Genomic DNA, 24202 nt, shown 5'->3' on the forward strand with positions numbered 1-24202 from the left:
TCGAGCGCCAGTGGGCGCTTCGCGTGGAGCGCGCCCGCTACGAGGCCGAGCGCGCTCGGCGCCAGTATGACGCCGTAGAGCCCGAGAACCGTCTTGTGGCGCGCTCACTTGAGCGGGCTTGGGAAGAGAGGCTGCGTGTCGCAGAGGCGGTCGAGCAGGAGCATGCGCGTTGGCGCGGGCAAGAGCCGCTTCTGATTGGCCCGGCGGAATGCGCAGGGCTACAAGCGCTCGGCGAGAACCTGCCGCGGATTTGGAACGCGGCCACCACGTCGGCAGCCGATCGCAAGCGCATTCTGCGATTTGTGATCCGCGAAGTCGTTCTTGATCAGAAGCGGACCCGAGGTCAGGTGTGGCTCAAGATCGTCTGGCAGACCGGTGCAACCAGCGAGCATCACGTGCAACGGCGCGTTCAGACATACCGTGATTACATCGACATTGATCGGTTGCGGCAACGGATCGTCGAGTTGAATGCTGAACACAAAATGGATGCCGAGATCGCGGCAATACTCAATCAGGAAGGCTTCGTCGCGGCTCGAGGCTGCCGCCTTCAAAGGCGAGAATGTCTGGCTGTTGCGTACCCGCTGGGGCATTCCCACCGTCAAAATCAACGGCGTGGACAAGAATCCGATGCGCTGGCCCGATGGAAGCTTCTCAATTCAGGGCGCAGCGGCTGAGCTTGGAGTGACCCCGCAGACGGTGTTCGATTATCTCGCGCGGGAATTGCTGGCAGGTCGTCAGTTAGCCAAAGGCCAGCCATGGCAGATCGAGCTCTCAGACGACCAAATCCGTCAGCTTCGCAATCGGGTACGACGCACCAAGCGTTCGAAGAAGGAGGCATCATGAAGTCATCGGCTCCGGGAAGATACGCCCCCATTCGCCAAATGGCTGATTGGCCGTGATCAGCAGCGAGCGTCGTTCGTAGCGGGCGGCGATCAACTCGAACAGCACACTGGTTTCCGGCTGATCCTTGCTCACATATGTGATGTCGTCGAGGATCAGGAGGTCATAGCGATCGAGTTTGGCGATCGCGGACTCCAGCGCCAGCTCGCGCCGCGCGACCTGCAGCCGTTGCACCAGATCGGTGGTGCGCGCGAAGAGAACGCGCCAACCGTTCTCGACGAGAGCCAGGCCGATCGCCGTGCCGAGATGGGTCTTGCCGCCGCCCGATGGACCGAACAAGAGCAAATTGGCGCCGGCCTTCAACCAGGCGTCGCCAGCGGCGAGCGCCATCGCCTGTGCCTTTGATAGCATCGGCACGCTTTCGAAGTCGAAGGGGGCGAGCGTCTTGCCGGCGGGCAAACGCGCTTCCACCATGTGTCGCTCGATCCGACGGCGGGTGCGATCGGCCGCCTCGTGCTCGGCAAGGGCGGCGAGGAAGCGGGCGGCAGGCCACCCTTCCTTGTCCGACTGTGCGGCGAGCTTCGGCCAGATCGCCTTGACGCCCGGCAGGCGGAGCTCATTGAGAAGCAGCTCGACACGGGCGGCATCGACGGAGGTAGCGATACCGGTCATGCTGCCTCTCCCAGGTTCGAGCGGCCCAACATGACGCTGACGGAGGCGAGTTCATCGTAGACGTCGAGCGGCACCAGCTGGACGGCGACACGGCGACACGTGGGATCGAGGCCGCCTCGGGTCGGAAGCGGCCGCGCAGCGCGGCAAGATCGCGTCCAGATCCATCGCGATCACCTCGGCGAGTTCTGCTTCGCAGGCGCGCTCGTGAGCCAGCGCCAGAAGCTCGACCGTCACCTTGCAGGCGCGCCGGTCATCACCATGCTCCCGCAAGGTCTCGAACAGACGTTTGTAAGCTGTACGCGGGAAGAGTTGGTCGCGATAAACGAGATTGAGGAGCGCCATCGGCTTGCGCCGCAGGGCATGGATGACGTGCCGGTAATCCACGACATGACCGCCCTGGCTCTCGGACATAGGCCGACCGCGCCGCAGCGTCACGACCGGCGTGACGCCAAGGAAGCATTCGAGCCGATCGTCGAAGATGCGCACACGCAGGCGATGGCCGATCAATCTTGAAGGCACGGTGTAGAACACGCGCCGCAGGATGAAGCCGCCTGACGACGTCACCGGGATCACTTTCTCCTCGAAGTCGGTCGTGCGGCCTTTTGGCAGCGGCGCCAAGGCCTCCTTCTCGAGCGCGATCGGCTTGGCGAGGTTGGCGTTGCGCCGGCCGACAATCTCGTCGACAAAAGCCCGGTACGCATCGAGACTGGCGAAGTCGCGCGTCGCGCGTCCCCCGCAGCAACAGCGCATCTTCCAGTGCCCGCTTGAGATGGCCGTGCGCGCTCTCGATCGAGCCGTTCTCGTGTGCGATGCCCGCATTGTTGCGCGTTGGCGCCATGCCATAGTGGCCCATCAGCCCGGCATAGCGCTGCGTCAGATCCTCCCGTGCGTCGGCGGCCAGATTGCGGAATGCTGCCGACAGGCTGTCGCTGCGATGCTCCCGCGGCACGCCGCCAAGCGCCCACAGCGCGTTCTGCAAGCCCACCGCCAGGGCGACGAAGCTTTCGCCGCCGAGCACGACATGGGCATGCTCGAAGCCGGAGAACGCCAACCGGAAGTGATAGAGCCGGTGATCGAGCGGCTCACCCGCGATGGTAATACCGAGCGCGCTCACGTCGGTGAAGTCGGACAGACCAGGCGGCCGGGCTCGTGCTGCTGGCGGAAGATCACGTCCTGTTCGGGGCCGTTGAGCGCCCGCCAGGCGTTGATGCGCCGCTCCAGCGTGCGGCGGATGTTCGGGTTCAAGTCATGATGCCGTCGGTGCAACTCGTCCAGCCGCCGATCACGCGGATGCCGGGCGCAGCCTTCAGGATCGGAACGATCTCGGCGTCCCAATACTGCCCGAGCGGATCGGACAGGCGCCGGCCCCTCGGCGTCTTCTTCTGCGATGGCGGGCGACAATCGCCCTCGATTCGATCCGCGCTTGCCTTCGAGAACCCCGCCTTGGCCGCGGCGGCCTCGGGGGACAGTGTCAGTCGGTAGGTCATGTACAGCCTCATCTGGTGGTCGGTGATGTGGAGGCCAGGCAAGGCATCGATTCCCTCTTGTCGAGACGAATCAACAGCTTGCACCAGCCGCACCCGGCCGCCAGACGGGTCCAAAACGCGCGACGCCGATGGGGACGGTCCTCCGGTCGGGCTGCGCCCTCCCTTCGGTCCGTCCCCATCGACGCAGTCTCACCTTGATTGTCGCTGGAGTCTCACCCTGATCACCGCCGCGCAGCCACCTGCCCCGAATGCTCATGCCGGTGCCGCCAGAAGCTTGGGCAGCCGGATCAGATTGTAGGCCGCAAGCGCAAGGACAAAGACGGCATCCACCCGGTCGCGACCTCGCCGCTTGACCTTGGCCAAGCCAGGCCGGAAGACTTCTTCGATGCGTTTGCGGCAACGCTGGCTGATGCCGTAGTCGCTGTGACATGTGGTACGTGCGTCGATCGCCGTCTTGCGCCGCTTGCCGGTTTTACTCAGATGTCCATCAATCGCGATGTGCGGAGTAACCGATCTATCCCTCAGGTCGTGGACGAACTGCGTGACATCATAGGCCTTGTCCGCCCCCAGAGTGATCCGCTTCGCGCACCCGCGCCTGTCGATCATGGCAAGCGCAATCTCTCGTTCGGCGGTGCCTGTCGCTTGGCTCACTCCGCCCAAAACCGCTAAACCATTGCGGTTCTCCATCAGCGCATGGCCCATATAGCTCAGCTTGGCCGGCTGGCCGTCACCCTTCTTGTAAAGCCGCGCTCGGCATTGCGTCTCGGACCATCCTCGTCTTTGTCGCTGCCATCCTTCTTCCGGAAGCTCTTGATCGAGGCCCAGGCTTCGATCAGCGTACCATCCACCGAGAAGTGATCGCTCGATAGCAGGCGCTTGACCTTCGGCTGCGCCAAAAGCGCGTTCAGGAACTTGGCCGCAATCTCGCCCTCAAGCAGCCGGTCGCGGTTCTTCGAGAAGGTCGAATGGTCCCAAACCACATAGTCCACTCCAAGCCCAACAAACCAGCGGAACAGAAGATCGAACTCCATGCGTTCCATCAGATGCCGTTCCGAGCGAACGCCGTAAAACGCCTGGAGGAGCATCGCCCGAAGCAACTTCTTCGGTACGATCGAGGGGCGACCGAAGTCCGTACAGAGCTTGCCGAACTCCCCAGAAAGGTCACCCAGCGCCGCATTTGCCAAGTCCCGGATCACCCGTAGCGGATGGTCGACGCGAACCCGAGCCTCCAGGCCCCCATAACTGAAAAGCGAGCCGGTCCGGTCGTCACTTCCCCGCATCGCGCCCCGGTTAAATCCTGGTCCCAGAGAATCACGATACGAAACGCTTCGCTACCGACTTCTTCAACAGCCTGTTAGGTCTTGTAACGCCATGAGGTGTGCTATAATTCGTCTGATCCTTTCAGGTCCCGGCGCAAGGAATTGCAAGCAGCGCGGCGTCCGCAGCGGGGCGACGCCACCAAACCGCAGCGGATGCGAAATGCTTCGCAAAGTGGCGATGCGGAACCTGCATGCGACCCGCCCAGCAGGACATCCTATTTTACTCCGATCAGGTCGGGTGCCGGACCCTCGTTTCTTGTTCGCGCGGGCGGCAACCAACGCGGCCGGTCTGGAGGATATGCATGCGATGCAGCAGGCGATCGCGCATCGCGAACTCGATGCCGATCGTTCGCTAAAACGTCCTGCCCTGCCTAAATGGCAAGTTGCTCCTCAGGATGATGGACGCTCGCAGGCTAGTCGCCGTATTGAAGTACAAATTGGCTTCTCTCGGCGGAACGGTAATTGATTTCGGCGGCGACGATCACTTTGTCAGTTGTCGCCCACGATCCTGCGGCCAACGAAGTAATGAAATGGACCCGCGGAGCGGGGCCGCTTGAGCCGGTTTGTTAGTTGGAAACTGACCGCTCCTGATTACTTCCTATCACGCCGCCAGAGACACTGTCTGCTGCTGTTGCTGTGGGCATGTGGTCAACGCGTCAGCGTTGTCCACCATTCCACAGCCTTCGCGGCCTGCATCCGTTCGCGCCAGACCGCCATCGGCGTGCGATAGCCGAGCGCCTGATGAAGGCGACGATCGTTGTAGAAGGCGATCAGCTCGCGATCCCTGCCTTGGCCTCGCGGCCGTCGGCATAGCCCTTGAGATAGATGTCCTCATGCTTGAGCGACCGCCACAGCCGCTCGATGAAGACGTTGTCCATCCAACGACCGCGGCCATCCATGGAGATCTTGATCCCTGCGCCCGCCAACGCGCCGGTGAAGGCCGCGCTGGTGAACTGGCTGCCTTGGTCGGTATTGAAAATCTCCGGCCTGCCGTACTTCGCCAGCGCCTCTTCCAGAGCCGCCACGCAGAACGAGACGTCGATCGTGTTCGATAACCGCCACGCCAGAACCGCACGGCTCGCCCAGTCGATGATGGCGACGAGATAAAGAAAAGCCACGGCCGATGGGCAGATACGTGATGTCGGCGGCCCACACCTGGTTCGGCCGGTCGATCGTCATGTTGCGCAACAGATAAGGATAGATCTTGTGGCCCGGCGCCGGCTTCGTCGTGTTCGGCTTCGGTCCCAGCGCCGCGATGCCCATCTTGCGCATCAACCGCTGCACGCGCTTGCGATTGACCTGAAGCCCCTCAGCCTTCAGCATTGCGGTCATTCGCCGCGAGCCCAGGAACGGCCAGGCGATGAACAGCTCGTCGATCCGCCGCATCAGGGCAAGGTCGTTGTCGTTGGCCGGCCGGGGCGGCCGGTAGACCCCGGAGCGCGCGATGCCAAGCAACAGGCATTGCCGACGGGATCGACAGCGCCTTGTCGGCGCGATCGAGCATTCCTCGACGGTCCGGCGTGCTCATCTTCCGGACCTCCGCGCTAAAAAATCGCGCTCGACCGTCAGTTGTCCAATCTTGGCGTGCAGCTTCTCGATCTCGCGTTCGCGCGTTTCCTCGCTCTCGCGCCCGACACCCGCATCAAAGGCCCGCGCCGCCTGGTCCAGCAGTTGCTTCTTCCAGGCATAGATCTGGTTCGGGTGAACCTCATAGCGCTGGGCCAGATCGGCCACCGTCGCCTGCTCCCGCACGGCTTCCAGCGCAATCTTTGCCTTCAGTGCCGCGTCGATCTTGCGTCTCGTCTTCGTCGTCATCATGCCCTCCGTCTATCAAACGGAGCGGCCCTTTTCCAACTAACCTCTGGTCCCAAAATCGGGGTCCATTTCACGATCACGCTCACAAGTTCTTCGACATATACGCCGAAAACCGCGCCTCGCTGGTCTGCTCTTGAAGATTCATCTCAGCTCTCGCATGCTGAAAAACGAATCATCTCACGCTACGCGAGAACCCGCGCCAAAGCTCTGCGGCTTTCTGACTCAGTAAGACTAGGGCAGCGGTAGTGAAGGCTACCGCAAGGCACCGCCAACTTCTTGGCGGATCTCGAATAAGCATTTTTGAGACCAGGCTGGAGGATAGTCCGCCTGTTCATCGAATGGAGGCAATGCGAAGAGGTCCACGTATTGTGCACCCCAAGTAATTCAATTTAGACCGAACGAAAAGATAAAGTTGCGTACGCATCGTGCCAATTGAGCTCTTTCGCGCTTTCTCGTTACATCTTCGACTGGTCGGTGCTTACCGCACAACGTTAGGCAAGCGAGATCAAGTGCGCAGTGTGCCATGATCTGCCGCGGGCCAAGCTACCGCGCGCGTGACTTCCGATGTCACGCTCGGAAACTCGCTGCCAGTTGCAAAAAATTCATAAGCAACGTGCGAACTTCTTGAGTAAGTACTGAATCAGGGTGAAACTGCACGATAGGTTGGTTGATGCCGGTGTGCTAGAGCCATGATCTCGCCTTCACTTGAACGAGCTGTCACCATGAGCTGCGGCGCGTACTCATCGAATTCGACCGCCAGAGAGTGGTAGCGTCCGGCAGGAAGTGGAGACGAAAGCTGCTTGAACAATCCCCGACCGTCATGCGTTATTGGTGAGGCTCGCCCGTGCGTGGGACAACGGGCACGGACCACGCGCCCTCCGAAAACGCTGCCAATACACTGGTGTCCAAGACAGATGCCAAGAATGGCGACGCGCCCCGAAAGCTCGCGGACGACGGCAGTGGAAATGCCGGCTTCCATTGGCGTGCGGGGGCAGGGAGAAATGATGATTGCGCGCGGCTTGAGCGCAACGAGATCGGTGATGCTGATCGCGTCATTTCGGACGACTTCTGTCTCTGCACCCAGCATGCGAAGATAACGTGCAATATTGAATACGAAGGAATCGTAATTATCGATGATGAAAATCAAAATGCACCGGGTATCTCGGAATCAAAAGCACCAAAGAGGCGCTGTGCCTTGGCAAGCGTCTTCTCATATTCGGCTTCAGGAGTTGACGTCGCCGTTATTCCGCCCCCTGCATGAAACATAGTCAGGTCGCCGTCGATCGTCACAGTACGAATCGCAATGTTCGTGTCAATCTGTCCACTGAATCCAACGAAGCCGATCGCCCCGCAATAGACCTCTCGCGCCACTTTCTCGAGGTCCGCAATGATTTCTATCGATCGCACCTTTGGAACACCAGTCACGGAGCCGCCCGGAAAGCAGGCGCGAAGCAGGCTAGCTTTGGTGTCTCAGGAGGTTGTCCATCTGGTCTGAACCGAGGAAGCTGAGGTTGCGAAGCTTCAGCGTTTCAAGGAGAGACCAGATGAACGTCCACAAGAATGCGCCTTTGACGCCCAAAGGTCGAGAGGCGATGGTGCGGGGCGTGGTCGAGGGCGGGTTGAGCCAGGCCGTCGCGGCGGATCAGTTTAACACGACACCGAAAACGGTGGCCAAATGGGTCAAGCGGTTCCGCGCAGAAGGTGTCGATGGTTTGCGCGACCGCTCGTCGCGACCTCATTCATCGCCAAGCCAAACCCCGCCTGCCACGCGCGCCGCCGTCGAGACGTTGCGCCGGCGGCGCCACACCGGCAAGCAGATCGCAGCCGAGGTCGCGGTGTCGCCGGCCACTGTCAGCCGCATCCTTCGTCGCTTGGGATTAAGCCGGCTACGCGATCTGGAGCCTGCGGAGCCGGTGCGCCGGTATGAGCGCGAGCAGCCCGGCGAGCTCATCCATATCGACATTAAGAAGCTCGGCAGGTTCGTAAGACCAGGCCACCGCATCACCCACGATCGCCAGAAGGGCGAAAGCCGCGGCGCCGGCCACGAGTTCGTCCACGTAGCGATCGACGATACATCGCGCTTGGCCTTCTCCCAGATCCGGCGGGATCAAAAAAAGGAGAGTGCCATCGCCTTCCTCAAGGAGACTGTCACCTACTACCGCAGCCTCGGCATGAAGGTCACCGGCATCATGACCGACAACGGCTCCTGCTACCGCGCCAAGGCCTTCGCCAGAGCGTGCAGGAAGCTCGGCCTCAAGCACATCTTCACCAGACCCTACAGACCGCAAACCAACGGCAAGGCTGAACGCTTCATCCAGACCGCGCTCCGCGAGTGGGCCTACGTTCGCGCCTACGACACCTCAGACCTGCGGGCCAAAAACCTGCCAATCTGGCTTCATCACTACAACTGGCATCGCCCCCACGGTAGTCTGCAAGCCAAACCGCCCATCAGCCGCCTCGGCCTTCCGATGGACGACCTGTTGAGATTCCACAGCTAACCGCTTCTTGGCCCGCAGCCAGAGTGCCGCTGACGAGACGAGGTGATGCACTGAGGCATAGGATTCCAGGTTGCACAGTGCCATGACATCGACCGAATTGTCTGTACAGACGCGTGACAGATCGTTGCGCAGCAGGTCGACAATCATGACGTTCTCGGCGCGATCCTTTTCGGACGCAAGGAGCACTTTGGCGCGGCGCCGATCTTCCTCGCCGTCGGCGGAACGCGCGATTGTCCCCTTGATGGGGCGTGTTTCGACCTGCTGTCCGTCAAGTTTCAGAAATCGTTCCGGAGAGCTCGATGCGATCGTTAGCTTTCCGTAGCGCAAGAGCGCTCCAAACGGGGCCGGGTTCGATGAGCGGAGCTGGCAATAGAAGGTCAGTGGATCGAATAGCGGCGCCACCCTGGCACTGAAACGTTGCGCGATGTTCGCCTGAAATATATGCCCGGCCAGAATCAACTCCATGACGCGTTGGACCGCCGACATGAAGCCTTCGCGGCTAAAGTTCGAATGCCACGGGCCCGCCCTGCTAGGGGTTGTGAGTCGAGGTAACCCTGGCCTGGCAAGCAGTGCTGCAAACTCATCAGCGCGACGACGCGCACGCTCGTTTCGTCGAGCGGGCTCCTGCTCCGGCCATCCCGTAGAGACGATCCAGCACCTCTGGTCGCGCTGATCGAAACTGACCACCACGTCATCGAAATGTAGAATTGATTGAGGTAAGCGGAGGCCGGGAAGGGACGGGGCCGGCAGTCGCTCCAGTGTCCGGTTCATGTCGTAAGCAAGGAGCGGCGGCGCCACCCTGGAACGGCGGGAGATCGGGGCGATGTGCTGCTCGGTATCTGGCGAGAAGGCTTCGCAGGACCACTCATGGATCGCCCGCAACGGCCTCTGCATTCCAGCTTGCCTGTCCATCGGCGACCAATAGGTGCCAAACGGTTCGCAGGTCAAATATGAGTACCGCCCGAGAAGTTCATGCCCTGCCGCGCTATCGAGAAAGGTAAGCTGCGGGCGCTGCGCAAGGCATCGCCTTGACAGGCTCGATCCACTGCAACTCGCGGACGTGCATAGGGCTATCGGTTACCGATGATCGGCAGGCCGTAAAGCCGGCTCTGATCGTTGTCCTGGCGCGAACAAGCGCAATTTCCGTCCGACACGTACAAAGCCTCGAGGCTGATCATCATCATGCTTAGCTGCGACTAGCTCGTCGGGGGCGTCGATCAACTTGGCTCAACCCCGACGTTCCAGCGAAATAGACATCTGCTGACAGTTCGTAGTCAGCGGCAAACCGCAGTTCCGAAGTGGCCGGACGCACCGGATCGCTTCTTGATACAAATCGTGCGTTTTGTACGCAGCGAGATCCATCTCGCTGTCGAACTCACCGTACACCACGACGTCGACTTCATTGCCGAGTTGATCGCTCTTGCGGTTGCGCGCAATCCCGAGCCGGCGTGCATACGGGATTGCGGTGAGAACTGACAGACCTTCGACGATCTGGTCGATACCGGCTTGATCGTTGGCGGTGAAGAAGGCGATGTGACGAATCATGGTGGCCGCAATCGTGACGCTGCAACGTGGCGTTCTTATATCGGCATCAAGCCCAACGCAATGCTGTACGGAAGCTGGCAGCACTCGGCGCGAATTTCTGGAAACCGATCCAGGTTGGCCTCGAAGCAGGACCGACGCTGTGCGTGTCGCCCGCCTTTGCCGTCTTCCATCCGGTCGCATCGTGCCCGAGCGTTATCGCCTGCAAGCGGGCGACCCCATATTCGCCGGAGATTGACGAGGTTCGCATCGACCCGGAACCGCCCGACGTCACGGCGACCAACATGGGCATCTCTAGAATCCATTTGTGCGCCGGTCCATCTTGGCCCCGGGGGCGCGTCGCAAGTCTCGCGCGGCTCATGCCAGCGTAAGGCGCCGACAAACCTTGGTATAGGTTTGGCAACCCATTCTATATCGCGCGCTTGCCTTTGTAGAGTTGAGTCACTCGTCTAGTTGTTTGTACTTTCGACGTCGCCGCTGGATCATTCGATAGTGGCGCGGAAGCCGTTAGTGCCGACTGATCCGCTTGCTGCAAGGCGTTGCTTGAGGCGTGAGGATGAAGCGGAATGGAAATGCGTGAGCCCGCTTCCGTATTCTGAGTCGGACCTCGGGCCGATTGCGCACAGAATGACATGGGTCTTTATCCTGAAGAGGTGTGTCCATACTTGCGATCAGCGATCAAAAGGGCAAAGATTCAACCAAGGAATGGTGATGAAGAAGTGGAGGATCGGATCCTCTGCCTAGGAACTAGCCGTTAGAGCAGCCGATTCCGCTTCCTTCTCGGGTCTTTGCCACTGTCAGCCGCGCTGATGACCGTAACTGGAGCGCGACTTGCCAGTGCCAGCGAATTTGCGTCACCCTCCTGAATGCGAGAGCCTCGATGGCATTTGCCGATCTTTTCCTCAAACGTCCCGTGTTATCAGTCGTCATCAGTCTGCTGATCCTATTGATCGGCCTTCGCGCGGCCGCCGTTCTGCCGATCCGGCAGTATCCGAAGCTGTCAAACACGGTCGTCAATATCACAACCTCCTACCCGGGTGCCTCCGCCGACATGATCCAGGGGTTCATCACGGCCCCCCTGGAGCAGGCAGTGGCGTCCGCCGAGGGCGTCGACTACATCACGTCCTCATCGGTGCTCGGTAGCTCGACGATCCAGGTCTACATCAAGCTCAATTTTGATCCCAACGAGGCGCTTACCGAAGTGCTCTCCAAGGTCAACTCGGTCAAGTCTCAAATTCCGAAGGAATCAAACGATCCGGTCGTCACCAAGTCAGCCGGTCAGACCACGGCTGTCATGTATATCGCTTTCTCCAGCGAGGAACTGACGGCCAGCGCGATCTCCGACTATCTTTCACGCGTGGTGCAGCCGGTTATGTCGACTGTAGAGGGGGTCGCAGCGGCGGACATCCTGGGCGGCCAGAGTTTTGCGATGCGGCTATGGCTCGATCCTGTGAAAATGACGGGGCATGGCGTGTCGCCGGCGGACGCTTCGGCTGCAATTGCCGCCAACAACTTCCAGGCCGCGGCCGGTCAGGTCAAGGGCTATCTCACCATCTCCGACATCACGGCCAACACTGATCTGCGCGGTGTCGATGACTTCAAGCGCATGATCGTCAAGGCCAATGACGGCGGATTTGTGCGCATGGAGGACATTGCGACGGTCGAGCTTGCCGCGCAGACCGCAGACGCCAGCGTCTCCATGAACGGCGAGCACGCGGTCTTCATCGGCGTGCAGGCGAGCCCTCAAGGCAATCCACTGAACATCGTACGAGGCGTACGGACGCTATTTCCAGACATGGAGCGCAACTTGCCGCCTTCGCTGAAGATGAAAGTGGCCTACGACTCCACGAAGTTCATTCAATCATCGATCGATGAGGTGGAGAAGACGCTGGTCGAGGCCGTCTTGATCGTGGTGGTCGTGATCTTCCTGTTCCTGGCTTCGTTTCGGTCGGTCATCATTCCCGTAGTTACCATTCCGCTGTCGCTTGTTGGCGTCTGCAGCATGATGCTGGCGCTGGGGTTTTCATTCAATCTTCTGACCCTTCTCGCGATGGTGCTTGCGATTGGTCTCGTGGTCGACGATGCAATCGTCGTCGTGGAGAATATTCATCGCCATCTGGAACAAGGCGCGCCGCCCGCGCTGGCCGCGACCCAGGGGGCGCGCGAAATCGTCGGTCCCGTCGTCTCCATGACGATCACGCTGGCCGCCGTGTACGCGCCAATCGGCTTTATCGGCGGCCTCACTGGCGCGCTGTTCCGCGAATTTGCGTTCACGCTGGCGGGCTCGGTCATCGTTTCGGGCGCAATTGCGTTGACGCTGTCGCCGATGATGTGTTCGGTCTTCCTGAAGAACTCTGAGGAGGGGCGGTTTGCAAGGGTTGTGAACCGCGCGTTCGGCGCCACGACCCGCTGGTACGGCCGCAACCTCGACCGCTCGCTCGACTATAGTCCGATTACCGGGCTGTTTGCGCTGACCATGCTGGGCCTTGCGGGCTTTCTCTACATGCATACGTCCAAGGAACTTGCACCTGAGGAGGATCAGGGCATCATATTCGCGCTGACTAAAGCGCCGAAATACGCCAATATCGATTACTTCGATTATTACGGCGCCAAGCTCGACAAAGCGTTCCAGAAGTTTCCCGAGACCGATTTGCGCTTCGTGCTCAACGGCAGCAGCGGGCCGCAGGGCGGCATGGCCGGCATGTTGCTAAAGCCTTGGGACGAGCGTAAGAGATCATCGATCGCGCTCAAGTGGTCCGTTCAGGCCGAGCTGTCCAAAATCGAAGGCATCAACGCATTTGCGTTTGGTTTGCCGCCTCTTCCGGGCGGTTCGGGCGGCCTGCCGGTGCAAATGGTGATCAGTTCGACCCTAGGTTTCCAGTCCGTCTATGAGCAGATGTCGAAGCTGAAGGATGCCGCTCGCAAGAGCGGTCTGTTCGCGGTCAGTGACTCTGACCTTGAGTTCAATCAGCCCGTGGTGCAAATCAAGGTGGATCGATCCAAGGCAAGCGATCTCGGCATCACCATGGAGAACGTCGGTGGCGCGCTTGCGACCCTGCTCGGCGGCAACTACGTGAACCGCTTCAACTTGCAGGGGCGCTCCTACCAGGTGATCCCGCAACTGGCGCGCGAAAACCGCCTGACGCCGGAATCACTTGGAAGCTATTATGTGAAGACTGCGAGAGGCTCGATGCTGCCGCTGTCGACCGTGGTTTCCATCGAGACTGCGACCGATCCGAACACGCTCACCCACTACAACCAGCTCAACTCCGCGACCTTCCAGGCTGTACCGATGCCTGGTGTCACGATCGGTCAGGCTGTGGACTACCTGGACGAGGAGGCAAAGATGCTGCCCGCAGGCTTTAGCCACGACTTCCTTGCCGACGCTCGCCAATATGTGCGCGAGGGTAATCAACTCGCCATCACCTTTGCGTTTGCACTCATCATCATTTTTCTGGTGCTTGCGGCGCAGTTCGAAAGCCTGCGCGATCCCCTCATCGTCATGATCAGCGTTCCGATGGCGGTCGTCGGGGCCTTGATCCCGCTATTCTTTGGCTTGTCGACGATGAACATCTACACTCAGGTTGGGCTGTTGACACTGGTCGGGCTGATTTCCAAGCACGGTATCTTAATGGTTGAGTTTGCCAATGAGCTGCAGCTCAAGGAGAGGCTCGACCGCCGCTCGGCTATCGAGATGGCGGCGCGCGTTCGACTTCGTCCGATCTTGATGACCACGGCGGCGATGGTCACTGGTCTCTTACCTTTGTTGACCGCAACGGGCGCTGGCGCCGCGAGCCGCTTCTCGATTGGGCTCGTGCTCGTCGCGGGCATGTCCATCGGAACGTTGTTCACGCTCTTCGTGCTACCGGCGCTCTATGTCGCGATTGCGTCCGATCACCGCGCCGGTGCGAATGCTGTCCACGTCAAGAACACCGCTGAGTTGGAACACGCCGGGGCTGTTGATGCCCACTTGGCCAAGTGATGACGCTCACAATCAATTGAGCTTCGCCGAATTGGTGCTAAAGCAGGGGACGCTGATCGCCGACCGCGGTGACTTGATCGCGCTGGTTGGCTACAATTGGTGGCGCGGTCCGCGTCATTCTCTGCTCCGACAGGCTCGGTATTGTTGCCGACCGATCAGAAAGGGGCGGTAGCTATTGGCCTCTGCCAGGGTGAATTGCCGGACATCCACGGCAGCGCAACTCGCATGCTTGCCTGTCTGGGAGAATTCATGCACTCCCGATGACGAACAGTGGTGGTGCCGCCTTGTTTCATTGGCTCTGGAAGGGAATGATTTGCTCGGGCTTGTCTTGCCGGCAGAACAGACGAGCGCTGGTTTGCTGCAGTCTGCGTCCCGTAGGCGAGCGGGTCGGAACTGGCTGGGCGTCTGAAGCCTATCTCATTAACATAGCTATGGATTCGATACTGGTCGGGCACAGGCAGCCTATTCTGGCTAGCAAGGGGGCCTCTAGCGCTGCGCAGCAAGAAACCCGCCGTGTTGCAGCGATCATCACGCGGATTGCCCATCGCTTGTTCCAATGCCGATGACCATCCAGTAGGAAAAAGCGAAAAACTCGAAAGCCTACCCGACCCCAACAAGAAGGCGCGGCCCCAACACCGGCCCCTCCTGCAAAAATCGAATGGTTCATCAAGACAATTCCTATCTCTCGGGCCGATCTACTTTCTTCCCCAAAGATTTGACGGGGAGCGCGATATGAGCGGAAGGGACCCGTGATCACGTTGTCCAGCGCTACGACGGGCTTCGCTTATGCGCAGCGCTCTGAATTCTCGGCGGTGCCGTCTCGGGCATCATCAGCATGGCACAGAATCCGGCCGCGCTAGCGACAAGCATGTACCAGGCGGGAGCCAGTGCGTTCCCGGTAACGTGGATCAACCAGGTGACGATGGGTTGAGCTGTGCCACCGAAGATCGCTATCGCAAAAGCGTAAATCGTCGCGAAGGCGCCGCCGCGGATGTTCTTGGGCAAACCTTCGGCCATGCTCACATAGAAGGCGCTATACGGGACCGTTCCGATGAAGGTGAGCGCGCCGAGGCCTCCGAGAAGTGCGATGGCACTGCGGCTCTCTACGATCCACCAGAATACCGGATAGGTCATCAGCAGCGCGGTGACCTGCGGCCATATCATGATGTGCCGGCGTCCTGCACGATCCGCGAGCCAACCGCCCAGCAGTGCGGCGCCAATTCCTACTGCATTGCTGACGAGCGTGGTGGCGAAGGCGAGAGGCGCAGAAACTTGCAAGGTATTCAGCGCATAGGTGGTCATATATTCCGTGATGTAGGTAAAAATTGTGCAACTGGCCAAAATGACGAGTCCCAAGCTCATCATACGGCGGACGGCACGCAATCTCTTCGCACTCTCGACGACGGGAGCCGAAGCCTCCGGGCGGTGTAATGTCTCCGGCAGGGCGCTCCGCAGCCAAAGTCCCAACGGCAGCGTGCCGGCGCCGAGCAAGAACGCGATCCGCCAACCGTACGCGTCCAGTGCCTCACTTGTCATCGCGAGGGAGAGCATTTCTCCAACCAGCGCTCCGGCGGTTGCAGCTATCTGTTGGCTGGCAGGCTGAAACGAGACAGCAAGACCGCGGGCTTCGGCCGGGGCCGCTTCCATCAAATAGGCAGTAGTCGGACCGACCTCACCTCCCAGAGCGAAGCCCTGCACCAAACGTGCGAAAATGGCCAGCAACGGAGCGCCAATTCCTATCGTCTCGTACGATGGCGTAACAGCTAACGCGAGGATCGCGGCGCTCATCATGGCAAAGCTGGCAGTCATCGCGGGCCGGCGCCCGACCCGATCCGAGTACGAGCCGAGCACGATGGCCCCTATCGGTCTGGTTACAAAACCCGCGCCAAACGTCCCGAGCGACAGCATGAGGCTGGCAAACGGGTCGCTCGCCGGGAAGAACGCCTGACCTATCTGGATTGCGAAAAAGGTATAGGTCCCGAAGTCGTAAAATTCGAGAATATTGCCGATCGTTGCGCCCAACACGACGCTGCCGGTCAGGCTTTCGTCCGGCGCAACGAGAATCGGCTTTCGATGCTCCGGAGCGAATTGACTGGCCATCCCCGATCCATCTCGGTCGCGATCTGGCCGAAGGCTTCGGCCAGCCAGGTTGCGCGCGTTGCTCTCCATCTAACCTACACGCCGTCTATCTTGAGGCGGCCGGGTCGCGCGCCGATTCCCCAGATGTGGATGTAGCATGTCACGACGAAGCCCATCGTAACGCCTGCAATAAAGATGCCTGCTTCGTGCAGCCCGATTCAAGCCTTGCACTGATCGCGGCAATCGCCCGCAAAAATGAATAAAGGAAACCGGTGCAGCCATCGGGCGCGGGCAGTCGTTGTGGTCCTGCGCGATGGCGAGTTTGCGACAACATTGGCAGCCACCGAACAGAAGGCCTGCTTTCACACAGAAGGGCCGCCATGCGTGCATGCTGCGTTCAGCTGGCTGCGCGTGCGCGGAAGTGTCAGGCGATTGGCCCGGCTCTTTGCTCCACCACGTGGTAGTTGCGCGAAACTGCATGCTTTGTCGAGATTGTTCCCTGCAGAATAAGATCTTCGTGCGATCAAACGTAATGGGAGCTTGCATTGTTGATGGCACCTTGAAAACGGCCGACATCGCGCCGGCCGCCGCAGGCATCAGGCGGTGATATCCGGTCATGGCGAGCCGCAGCTCAGCTGGCCGCAAATGAGCAAATGACAAGCGTGATGCGCCAGAATTGAGCCCCGAAAAGTGGAGTCAAAGGCATCAGCGATGGCGACGCGCCTCTGTGGGTGGATTGGATTCATCAATGTCGTCCTAGGATTATAGCCTTCCTTTCATATTGCGACGCTGCCGTCAGGTTATGGCCGCAAAGGCGTGCGGCCTCTGTAACCAATAGCGGTCGCGCTCCGCTCACGCATCTGCGTGCGCACACGCTCGAAGCTCGATGGCAAAGCACGCCTGCAATCAAAAGTCGGTTCGCTGAAATGGACCCCGATTTTGGGACCAGAGGTTAAGTTGGAAAAGGGCCGCTCCGTTTGATAGACGGAGGGCATGATGACGACGAAGACGAGACGCAAGATCGACGCGGCACTGAAGGCAAAGATTGCGCTGGAAGCCGTGCGGGAGCAGGCGACGGTGGCCGATCTGGCCCAGCGCTATGAGGTTCACCCGAACCAGATCTATGCCTGGAAGAAGCAACTGCTGGACCAGGCGGCGCGGGCCTTTGATGCGGGTGTCGGGCGCGAGAGCGAGGAAACGCGCGAACGCGAGATCGAGAAGCTGCACGCCAAGATTGGACAACTGACGGCCGAGCGCGATTTTTTAGCGCGGAGGTCCGGAAGATGAGCACGCCGGACCGTCGAGGAATGCTCGATCGCGCCGACAAGGCGCTGTCGATCCCGTCGGCAATGCCTGTTGCTTGGCATCGCGCGCTCCGGGGTCTACCGGCCGCCCCGGCCGGCCAACGACAACGACCTTGCCCTGATGCGGCGGATCGACGAGCTGTTCATCGCCTGGCCGTTCGCAAGCGCGTGCAGCGGTTGATGCGCAAGATGGGCATCGCGGCGCTGGGACCGAAGCCGAACACGACGAAGCCGGCGCCGGGCCACAAGATCTATCCTTATCTGCTGCGCAACATGACGATCGACCGGCCGAACCAGGTGTGGGCCGCCGACATCACGTATCTGCCCATCGGCCGTGGCTTTTCTTTATCTCGTCGCCATCATCGACTGGGCGAGCCGTGCGGTTCTGGCGTGGCGGTTATCGAACACGATCGACGTCTCGTTCTGCGTGGCGGCTCTGGAAGAGGCGCTGGCGAAGTACGGCAGGCCGGAGATTTTCAATACCGACCAAGGCAGCCAGTTCACCAGCGCGGCCTTCACCGGCGCGTTGGCGGGCGCAGGGATCAAGATCTCCATGGATGGCCGCGGTCGTTGGATGGACAACGTCTTCATCGAGCGGCTGTGGCGGTCGCTCAAGCATGAGGACATCTATCTCAAGGGCTATGCCGACGGCCGCGAGGCCAAGGCAGGGATCGCGAGCTGGATCGCCTTCTATAACGATCGTCGCCTTCATCAGGCGCTCGGCTATCGCACGCCGATGGCGGTCTGGCGCGAACGGATGCAGGCCGCGAAGGCTGTGGAATGGTGGACAACGCTGACGCGTTGACCACATGCCCACAGCAACAGCAGCAGACAGTGTCTCTGGCGGCGTGATAGGAAGTAATCAGGAGCGGTCAGTTTCCAACTAACAAACCGGCTCAAGCGGCCCCGCTCCGCGGGTCCATTTCAATCGGTCACGCCGACCGGGCCAAGCCATTGCGGGATTACCGTCAAGGCCTGATGCTGCCGTGCGAGCGCAAGAGCGTGGAGCCGATGGCTGCGGTGACGGCACCAGAGCGAACGGCGGCGCAGCACCGGTCTCTGTTGCATTTTGTCGGTGAGGGGCGCTGGTCGGACGAGCGGGTGCTGGCCAAAGTTCGCCAGATGGTTCTGCCGGCGATCGAGCGGCATGGGCCGATCGAGGCCTGGATCATCGACGACACGGGCTTTCCCAAGAAGGGCACGCTTTCGGTGGGCGTGGCCCGGCAGTATTGCGGCCAGCTCGGCAAGCAGGACAATTGCCAGGTCGCGGTGTCGCTGTCGCTGGCCAATGCTCATGCGAGCCTGCCGGTGGCCTATCGCTTGTATTTGCCGGAGAGCTGGGCCTCTGACACTGCCCGCCGCCAGAAGGCAGGCGTGCCCGAGAAGATCGGCTTTCAGACCAAGCCGGAGATCGCGCTCGATCAGATCCGCGCGGCCTGTGCGGCGGGCTTGCCGCGCGCGTCGTGCTGATGGATGCGGGCTATGGCGCGCACATCGATCTGCGCACAGCCGTCACGGCGCTGGGGCTGCCCTACGTCGCTGGCATCCTGTCGAACACCACCGTGTGGGCGCCCGGCACCGGGCCTTTGCCGCCCAAACCTTACGTCCGGGGCCGCGGCCGGCCGACCAAACAGCTACGCCGTGATGCCAAGCACCAACCGGTCAAGGTCAAGGATTTTGCCTTAGCCTTCCGGCCAAGGCGTGGCGGACGATCACTTGGCGCGAGGGAAGCAATGTGCTCCTCAAGTCGCGTTTTGCGCGGCTGCGCATTCGCATTGCCCATCGCGACTTCAACCGCAGCGAACCTTGGCCGGAAGAATGGCTGTTGATCGAATGGCCGAAGGGAGAACAGGAGCCGACAAAATACTGGCTCTCAACTCTGCCGGAGAATATTGGCTTCGCCCGTCTCGTCGATCTGGCCAAACTGCGCTGGCGCATCGACGCGATTATCAGGAGCTGAAGCAGGAGGTCGGGCTCGGGCACTTTGAGGGGCGCGGCTGGCGCGGCCTCCATCATCACGCAACGCTCTGCATCGCAGCCTACGGATTCCTGATCTCCGAACGAGAGACGATTCCCCCCTCAGCACCTCGCTGCACCGCTCTCTTCTCGCAACTTGCCGTTCCCGACGGTTACAGACCCAGAGGATCCGCCATTGCGGCCTGAGCGTCACATTCCAAATTCGATCGCAACCATGCGCAGGCGGCTGGCCGACGCAATCATCAAGACCTTGCAACGATGCCCGTGTTGTCGACGCCGACAGCAAAACGTCAATCGTCGCCTACGCTTATGACGCAGTAAGACTAGGTGGTGTGGACTCTAGGGATTCCCTTTTAGGCGCAAATCAGATTCAAGGCTGCTTTTGGGGAGGCAGTCTTGGGTGTGATGGACCGTTTGGCATTGAGCGACGCTGCTTGGGAACTGGCGCCGCTGATTATAGGTCGCCCCGACCAGAAGGGCTCCGCTGGGCGCGACAATGCGTAGTAGTCCAGGACAGTTGAGCCGGCCTTGACGAGCTGATCGATCAAGTCTTGCGCCTCAGACGAGTTCCGACATTGCATAGCCGCATGGCGGCAAGCATCAAGTTCCTTAAGCAGGCTATCCATTCGCTCTGCTGCATTGACATCGTCGCCACTCGAGGAAATGGGGACTGCGCCACCCGAAGTTCGCGGTTGGCCGGCGAGCGGCGCCGTTCTATCTTGAGGCCCGGAGCGCATACGCTCGACGACGGAGTCGAACGATTGGCCACCTTCCCCTGGGGCGAGATCGTACTGCGAGCGCGAACCGCTCGATCTCCACGTGCTGTCCGCTCCTGTAGGCCCAACGGGCGATTTATCTGGTCGGCCAATGCCGGTCATATTCCATCTCCGATCAGTGAGAATGTGCAGCCTACTAGATGGGCCGCCTGGCTGACGAAAAGCGTTCTCTCGGATTCACAAGGAAATCCAAATCGACAGGTGCGGGATAGTCAACCGCATCATGACCGCGGCCGCCATAACGATATGCTTGCAGCCCGCGCCGGCATCCGCCGTGACGGCAATCCTTGAGAACCGGCAGCTATGCAGGCGCCTTTATCTGCGGAAGGCCACAACATTCCCCGCCGCGGGTACATGGAAACCTCTCGCGCTGCGATCGCTATTCACCGCTGACGCAACTCTGACCATTCAACAGAGATGGTAACTTTCGATAGGATAAGCTTCCGCCCACGCGCATCAAGTGTGGAACTTTGGAAAGCTGTTGCCTGCCATCAAAGCCGGCGGGAAGATCAAAGCCATCATCGATGATATGAAGCGGCTCGAGGCCAGACAAGCGAAGTCGAGGGAGAACCTCGCGAACGCGGCAGAGCCGCCGCCTCTCCTACATCCGATATGACGGATATCAGCGTCAGTGCCTAGGTGCGGCAGGCCACAGCATGCGAGTTGACATAGCTGCTTTCCTGGCAGCTCGTCAGCTTCTGGACAGCCGACTCTCCTACCATAGCAATCGGGTCTCTCGCCGAAGGAACTGCTGACGCTGAGCTATCCATTGGGCGGACCTGCAAGAGACCATGTTCCCAAAGGCAACAAGGAGAGCAGCATGGACTTCAACCGAATCGGCGGTGCCGGGCCGTCAAGGTCCCCAGAGGAGTACGCCTGGAATCAAGAGGATGAAGATTACCTTCGTCAGTTCCTGGATGAAGCAAGGACGAACGAGGCGGGGCCATCATCGGCTGCCCCTGAGGAAACATATGATGTCTCATGGGCGGTTCCCGAGAGATTTTCCCATGGTTCTCAACCCGCCCCGCAACGAATGATCGAGAGACTGTCCCACCACGGTCTTTTGCCGGACGCGGACCAGCCGACGATGTCCTACGAGATCCGGGGTCACCGCTATACGGCCACGCAGGACCCGACCAGCGGCACTCGTCTCATCCACAATCCTCCGGAGGACCAGAGGATGGGCGAGGGGCCGCAGGGCGTACCGGATTTCGGAGCATTCTTCCGGGAGACCTGCCGTCGCAACGTCCCGCTGCCGGAGCAGTGGGCCCCGCTGGCCCTGATCGAGAAGCTGCGCGAGGCGGGTTACATGCCTACCCCTAACCACCCAACAACCATCGCGCTCGACGGCAAGCTGCACAAAGCCGAATTAATCGAAGGAGGGTTCGTCAGACTTACGCGGCAAGGGTGAGATTGCAGACGATGACTGAACCAGCCCGTGGCTAGCGTCCTGCCTGTTACATGGTCGCCAGAGCTAAGCAACCGGGTTAGAGCGGCAATTCTTGTTGCAGGCTGCTTTGAGAATGCGAGGGTCTGAGGCTTTGAGCCTCAGAACCTCGCAATTCCGCTTTCCAAACGCCCTTCGCGGATGAAGCATGTCTCCCTATCCACGTCCGAGGAGGGATGCGCCGAAGATGTACCCAACGATGGGATCAGGCGATCTGTTCTGGGCCAGGCTGGACCGGATCAGCAAAGCGCGAATTGGTTCTGCTCGCCGGCCAGATCGATGGGATTGGATCGACAGCGAGTCGTGCCGCTTATCGCGAGAATGTTGGCCGGATTTCGCGACGCACTTCATGATCGGGCTGCTGTTGCTCAAGCGCACTTGCGGGCTCTCCCGGCAACGGCGGAACAGCTTTTTTAGTCGATCCGGAGCCCACCCGCGCGAGCAAATATGGAGGCGCCAATAGCCGACACGGCGGCGTCCAGTGGGCGATCGTCTTTATGCGCAGCGAAGCCCAGCGGTAAGCGGCAAACTGAGGCCGTTCAGGCGGCGTGGTTCCATGGCATAAGTGTCTCATCCTGTTTTGCCAGCCGTTGGTAATGTGCTTGAAGCGTAAGGGTAACCCACCCACTCCACCAGACGAGGTCTCTTTCAGTCTCTTTGCCGCTTACAGTCTCTCAGATCGGACTGAATTGTTGTGGTGAGGGAAAACGACCCGAGATATATCGATTGAGAGACCTTTGGCTGCCGCATAAGCCCCGCTCTTTGGGAATGACACGCAAGTCTGCTCCTGCAGAGGAGCGGAGCCAACGATCATGCGCCAGTCCCAACTAGATGCAGAACGTCCGTTAAAACATATTTTCTTTCTCGCGTTCGAATTGAGCAAAACCTATCTTGCGCAACGTTTTCAAAGTTGACTCATGCTGAACTGCCGCCCATCTTACGCCTTCTCAGAATACGGTCATAGGAATAGCGCTGCGAGCGTACCAAGCGCGCCAAGCACCAGCCCGATCAGCGAACCAGCCGTCGGCACATCTCGAAAGAGCAGAAGCGTGAGACTCGGTTCCACCACTAAACTTGCTCCCACCGAGATGGAGATGATTATCCAAATATTCTTCAGATGCATGTAGCCTAGGTTTTTAGTCCCGGCATTTGCTGGAGCGGATTGAGTTTGAATCGTTCTGGCTGGGAAGTCCAGCATTTGCAGATGTATTGGTAGGGTGTGAGGCCCTTCAGGGTCTTCAGCCGCCGAGCGTAGTTGTAGGCGGTGATGAAGTCGGCAAGGTGAGCTTCGAGCTGATCGTGTCGATCGTAATGGTAGCGTTGGACGGTCACTTCCTTGATCGTGCGGTTCATGCGCTCGACATGGCCATTGGTCCAGGGATGCTTGATCTTGGTCAGCCGATGTTCGATGCCATTCTCTTGGCAGCGCATATCGAACATATGTGTCACGTATCTTGCCGTCGGGCCGTCCGCGTAGCGCGGCAAGAAGGTGAACTGGATCCCATTGTCGGTGAGAACCGTATGGATCTTGTAGGGGACAGCCGCGATCAGAGCTTCGAGGAAGGCCGAGGCGGAGGTCCTTCCCGTCTTCCTAGCCAGTTGTACGAAGGCGAACTTGCTGGTGCGACCGATTGCGACGTAGAGGTAGAGCTTGCCTTCGGCGGTCTGGAGCTCAGCGATGTCGATGTGGAAATAGCCGATCGGATAAGCCTTGAACTTTTTCTTCGAAGGCTTGCCGCCTTCAACCTACGGCAATCGGCTGATGCCGTGGCGTTGGAGGCAGCGATGCAGGGACGACCGCGTCAGATGCGGGATGGTCGGCTGCAGGGCATAGAGGCAACCGTCGAGCGGCAGCAGTGTATGCCGCCGGAAAGCGACGATGACCGCCTCCTCCTCGATGGAAAGGACTGTCGAGTTGGCTTCCTTGGGGCCTGTCGAACGATCGGCGACGTCTCGCGCTGCTTCCACTTCGCGACAGTCTTCTGGTTGATCCCGTAGCGCTTGGCGAGTGCTCTCAGGCTCTCTTGACTATTTTGTATTGCTCGACGGACTGCCTCCGTCGTGGTGGCGCAGCCGTGTAAAACTTGTCCCATAGCGCATCCTTCGAATCGTGCGACAAGAATGCACCATCAAAGCCCGGGACTAAACACCTAGTGCGTATCCGCAGACGAGCAGGATACCGCCGAGGGATATCAGCAGGAACATCGGCAGGAGCGCTGTCAGATGCCCGCCTTTCCAAACTGCTTTGAGGCAATCAACTCCGCGATTATCGAAAGCGCTTCTCCAAGCAAAAGCGCTCCCACCGCTGCAATCTTCAATATTGAGCTCATCGTCTAACGTATCGAAGACGTTCCTTAAAGGCGCCGGCATCGCAAAGGGCTTGGCCAGGCACCAGCGCTCACGGAGCTCCGTGCCCATGAGCAGCTCCTTAGTACCGATCGACGCCGATTAGGTACCAATGGAG

9 protein-coding genes and 11 pseudogenes are annotated in these 24202 nt (G+C 60.0%); 9 read left to right on the forward strand and 11 right to left on the reverse strand.

Going from position 1 to position 24202, the window contains the following annotated elements; all coding sequences use genetic code 11:
• Positions 1-23 precede the first annotated feature (23 nt).
• Entirely contained in the window at positions 24-674 is a 651-nt protein-coding gene (locus HAP47_RS35380; protein WP_173643940.1) for a hypothetical protein, read from the forward strand.
• Between the two features lie 7 nt (positions 675-681).
• The gene (locus tag HAP47_RS35385; RefSeq protein ID WP_173643939.1) at positions 682-843 is read left to right on the forward strand and encodes a hypothetical protein; all 162 of its coding nucleotides are present in this window, start codon (positions 682-684) and stop codon (positions 841-843) included.
• Between the two features lie 6 nt (positions 844-849).
• On the opposite strand, the pseudogene istB reads toward HAP47_RS35385, so the two are convergent.
• From istB to HAP47_RS35400, 3 pseudogenes are all read right to left on the reverse strand, one after another.
• A pseudogene (istB, locus tag HAP47_RS35390) lies at positions 850-1512 on the reverse strand (IS21-like element helper ATPase IstB); the annotation flags it as partial.
• An 85-nt stretch (positions 1513-1597) separates the two neighbouring features.
• Positions 1598-3041: pseudogene (istA, locus tag HAP47_RS35395) on the reverse strand (IS21 family transposase); the annotation flags it as partial.
• Between the two features lie 210 nt (positions 3042-3251).
• A pseudogene (locus HAP47_RS35400) lies at positions 3252-4279 on the reverse strand (IS5 family transposase).
• Positions 4280-4625: 346 nt separating this feature from the next.
• On the opposite strand from HAP47_RS35400, the gene HAP47_RS35405 reads away from it, so the two are divergent.
• Positions 4626-4784: a hypothetical protein gene (locus HAP47_RS35405; protein ID WP_173643937.1), complete on the forward strand. Its 159-nt coding sequence runs from the start codon at positions 4626-4628 to the stop codon at positions 4782-4784.
• A 182-nt stretch (positions 4785-4966) separates the two neighbouring features.
• On the opposite strand, the pseudogene HAP47_RS35410 reads toward HAP47_RS35405, so the two are convergent.
• From HAP47_RS35410 to HAP47_RS35420, 3 pseudogenes are all read right to left on the reverse strand, one after another.
• Positions 4967-6133, reverse strand: a pseudogene (locus HAP47_RS35410) (IS3 family transposase).
• A 567-nt stretch (positions 6134-6700) separates the two neighbouring features.
• Positions 6701-7280: pseudogene (locus HAP47_RS35415) on the reverse strand (anthranilate synthase component II).
• A pseudogene (locus HAP47_RS35420) lies at positions 7277-7591 on the reverse strand (chorismate-binding protein); the annotation flags it as partial. The pseudogenes HAP47_RS35415 and HAP47_RS35420, both read right to left, overlap by 4 nt.
• Positions 7592-7677: 86 nt before the next feature.
• Here HAP47_RS35420 and HAP47_RS35425 point away from each other — a divergent pair.
• Positions 7678-8631 (forward strand): IS481 family transposase, encoded by a 954-nt coding sequence (locus tag HAP47_RS35425; RefSeq protein WP_173643936.1) that lies wholly within the window; start codon positions 7678-7680, stop codon positions 8629-8631.
• A gap of 72 nt (positions 8632-8703) precedes the next feature.
• Here the strand turns inward: HAP47_RS35425 and HAP47_RS41820 are convergent.
• Positions 8704-9705: pseudogene (locus HAP47_RS41820) on the reverse strand (chorismate-binding protein); the annotation flags it as partial.
• Between the two features lie 153 nt (positions 9706-9858).
• Positions 9859-10176 carry a Dabb family protein gene (locus tag HAP47_RS35435; RefSeq protein WP_321576400.1) on the reverse strand — a complete coding sequence of 106 codons (318 nt, stop codon included), beginning with the start codon at positions 10174-10176 and terminating at the stop codon, positions 9859-9861.
• Positions 10177-11053: 877 nt separating this feature from the next.
• On the opposite strand from HAP47_RS35435, the gene HAP47_RS35440 reads away from it, so the two are divergent.
• The gene (locus HAP47_RS35440; protein WP_173643935.1) at positions 11054-14155 is read left to right on the forward strand and encodes an efflux RND transporter permease subunit; all 3102 of its coding nucleotides are present in this window, start codon (positions 11054-11056) and stop codon (positions 14153-14155) included.
• A gap of 768 nt (positions 14156-14923) precedes the next feature.
• On the opposite strand, the gene HAP47_RS35445 is transcribed toward HAP47_RS35440, so the two are convergent.
• A complete protein-coding gene (locus HAP47_RS35445; protein ID WP_173643934.1) occupies positions 14924-16255 on the reverse strand; it encodes an MFS transporter in 1332 nt (443 codons plus the stop codon).
• A 975-nt stretch (positions 16256-17230) separates the two neighbouring features.
• Between HAP47_RS35445 and HAP47_RS35450 the strand changes: the two are divergent.
• The 4 genes and pseudogenes from HAP47_RS35450 to HAP47_RS35465 all read left to right on the forward strand — a co-directional run bounded on the left by HAP47_RS35450 (position 17231) and on the right by HAP47_RS35465 (position 21702).
• Positions 17231-18343, forward strand: a pseudogene (locus HAP47_RS35450) (IS3 family transposase).
• Positions 18344-18459: 116 nt separating this feature from the next.
• Positions 18460-19701 (forward strand): annotated as a pseudogene (locus tag HAP47_RS35455) (IS701 family transposase).
• A gap of 219 nt (positions 19702-19920) precedes the next feature.
• Positions 19921-20013, forward strand: a pseudogene (locus HAP47_RS35460) (IS5/IS1182 family transposase); the annotation flags it as partial.
• 1098 nt (positions 20014-21111) lie between these two features.
• The gene (locus HAP47_RS35465; protein ID WP_166071931.1) at positions 21112-21702 is read left to right on the forward strand and encodes a hypothetical protein; all 591 of its coding nucleotides are present in this window, start codon (positions 21112-21114) and stop codon (positions 21700-21702) included.
• A 1164-nt stretch (positions 21703-22866) separates the two neighbouring features.
• Here the strand turns inward: HAP47_RS35465 and HAP47_RS35470 are convergent.
• Both HAP47_RS35470 and HAP47_RS35475 read right to left on the reverse strand, forming a co-directional pair.
• Positions 22867-23831, reverse strand: a pseudogene (locus HAP47_RS35470) (IS481 family transposase).
• Positions 23832-23880: 49 nt separating this feature from the next.
• Positions 23881-24156: a hypothetical protein gene (locus tag HAP47_RS35475; RefSeq protein WP_224924215.1), complete on the reverse strand. Its 276-nt coding sequence runs from the start codon at positions 24154-24156 to the stop codon at positions 23881-23883.
• Positions 24157-24202 lie beyond the last annotated feature (46 nt).

This window comes from Bradyrhizobium sp. 41S5 (assembly GCF_011516665.3).
Lineage (GTDB): Bacteria > Pseudomonadota > Alphaproteobacteria > Rhizobiales > Xanthobacteraceae > Bradyrhizobium > Bradyrhizobium quebecense.

Coding starts and splice junctions, on each gene's coding strand:
- HAP47_RS35475 (WP_224924215.1), bottom strand. CDS start 24,156: ATGGGCACGGAGCTCCGTGAGCGCTGGTGCCTGGCCAAGCCCTTTGCG.
- HAP47_RS35465 (WP_166071931.1), top strand. CDS start 21,112: ATGGACTTCAACCGAATCGGCGGTGCCGGGCCGTCAAGGTCCCCAGAG.
- HAP47_RS35440 (WP_173643935.1), top strand. CDS start 11,054: ATGGCATTTGCCGATCTTTTCCTCAAACGTCCCGTGTTATCAGTCGTC.
- HAP47_RS35445 (WP_173643934.1), bottom strand. CDS start 16,255: ATGGCCAGTCAATTCGCTCCGGAGCATCGAAAGCCGATTCTCGTTGCG.
- HAP47_RS35425 (WP_173643936.1), top strand. CDS start 7,678: ATGAACGTCCACAAGAATGCGCCTTTGACGCCCAAAGGTCGAGAGGCG.
- HAP47_RS35405 (WP_173643937.1), top strand. CDS start 4,626: ATGCAGCAGGCGATCGCGCATCGCGAACTCGATGCCGATCGTTCGCTA.
- HAP47_RS35435 (WP_321576400.1), bottom strand. CDS start 10,176: ATGATTCGTCACATCGCCTTCTTCACCGCCAACGATCAAGCCGGTATC.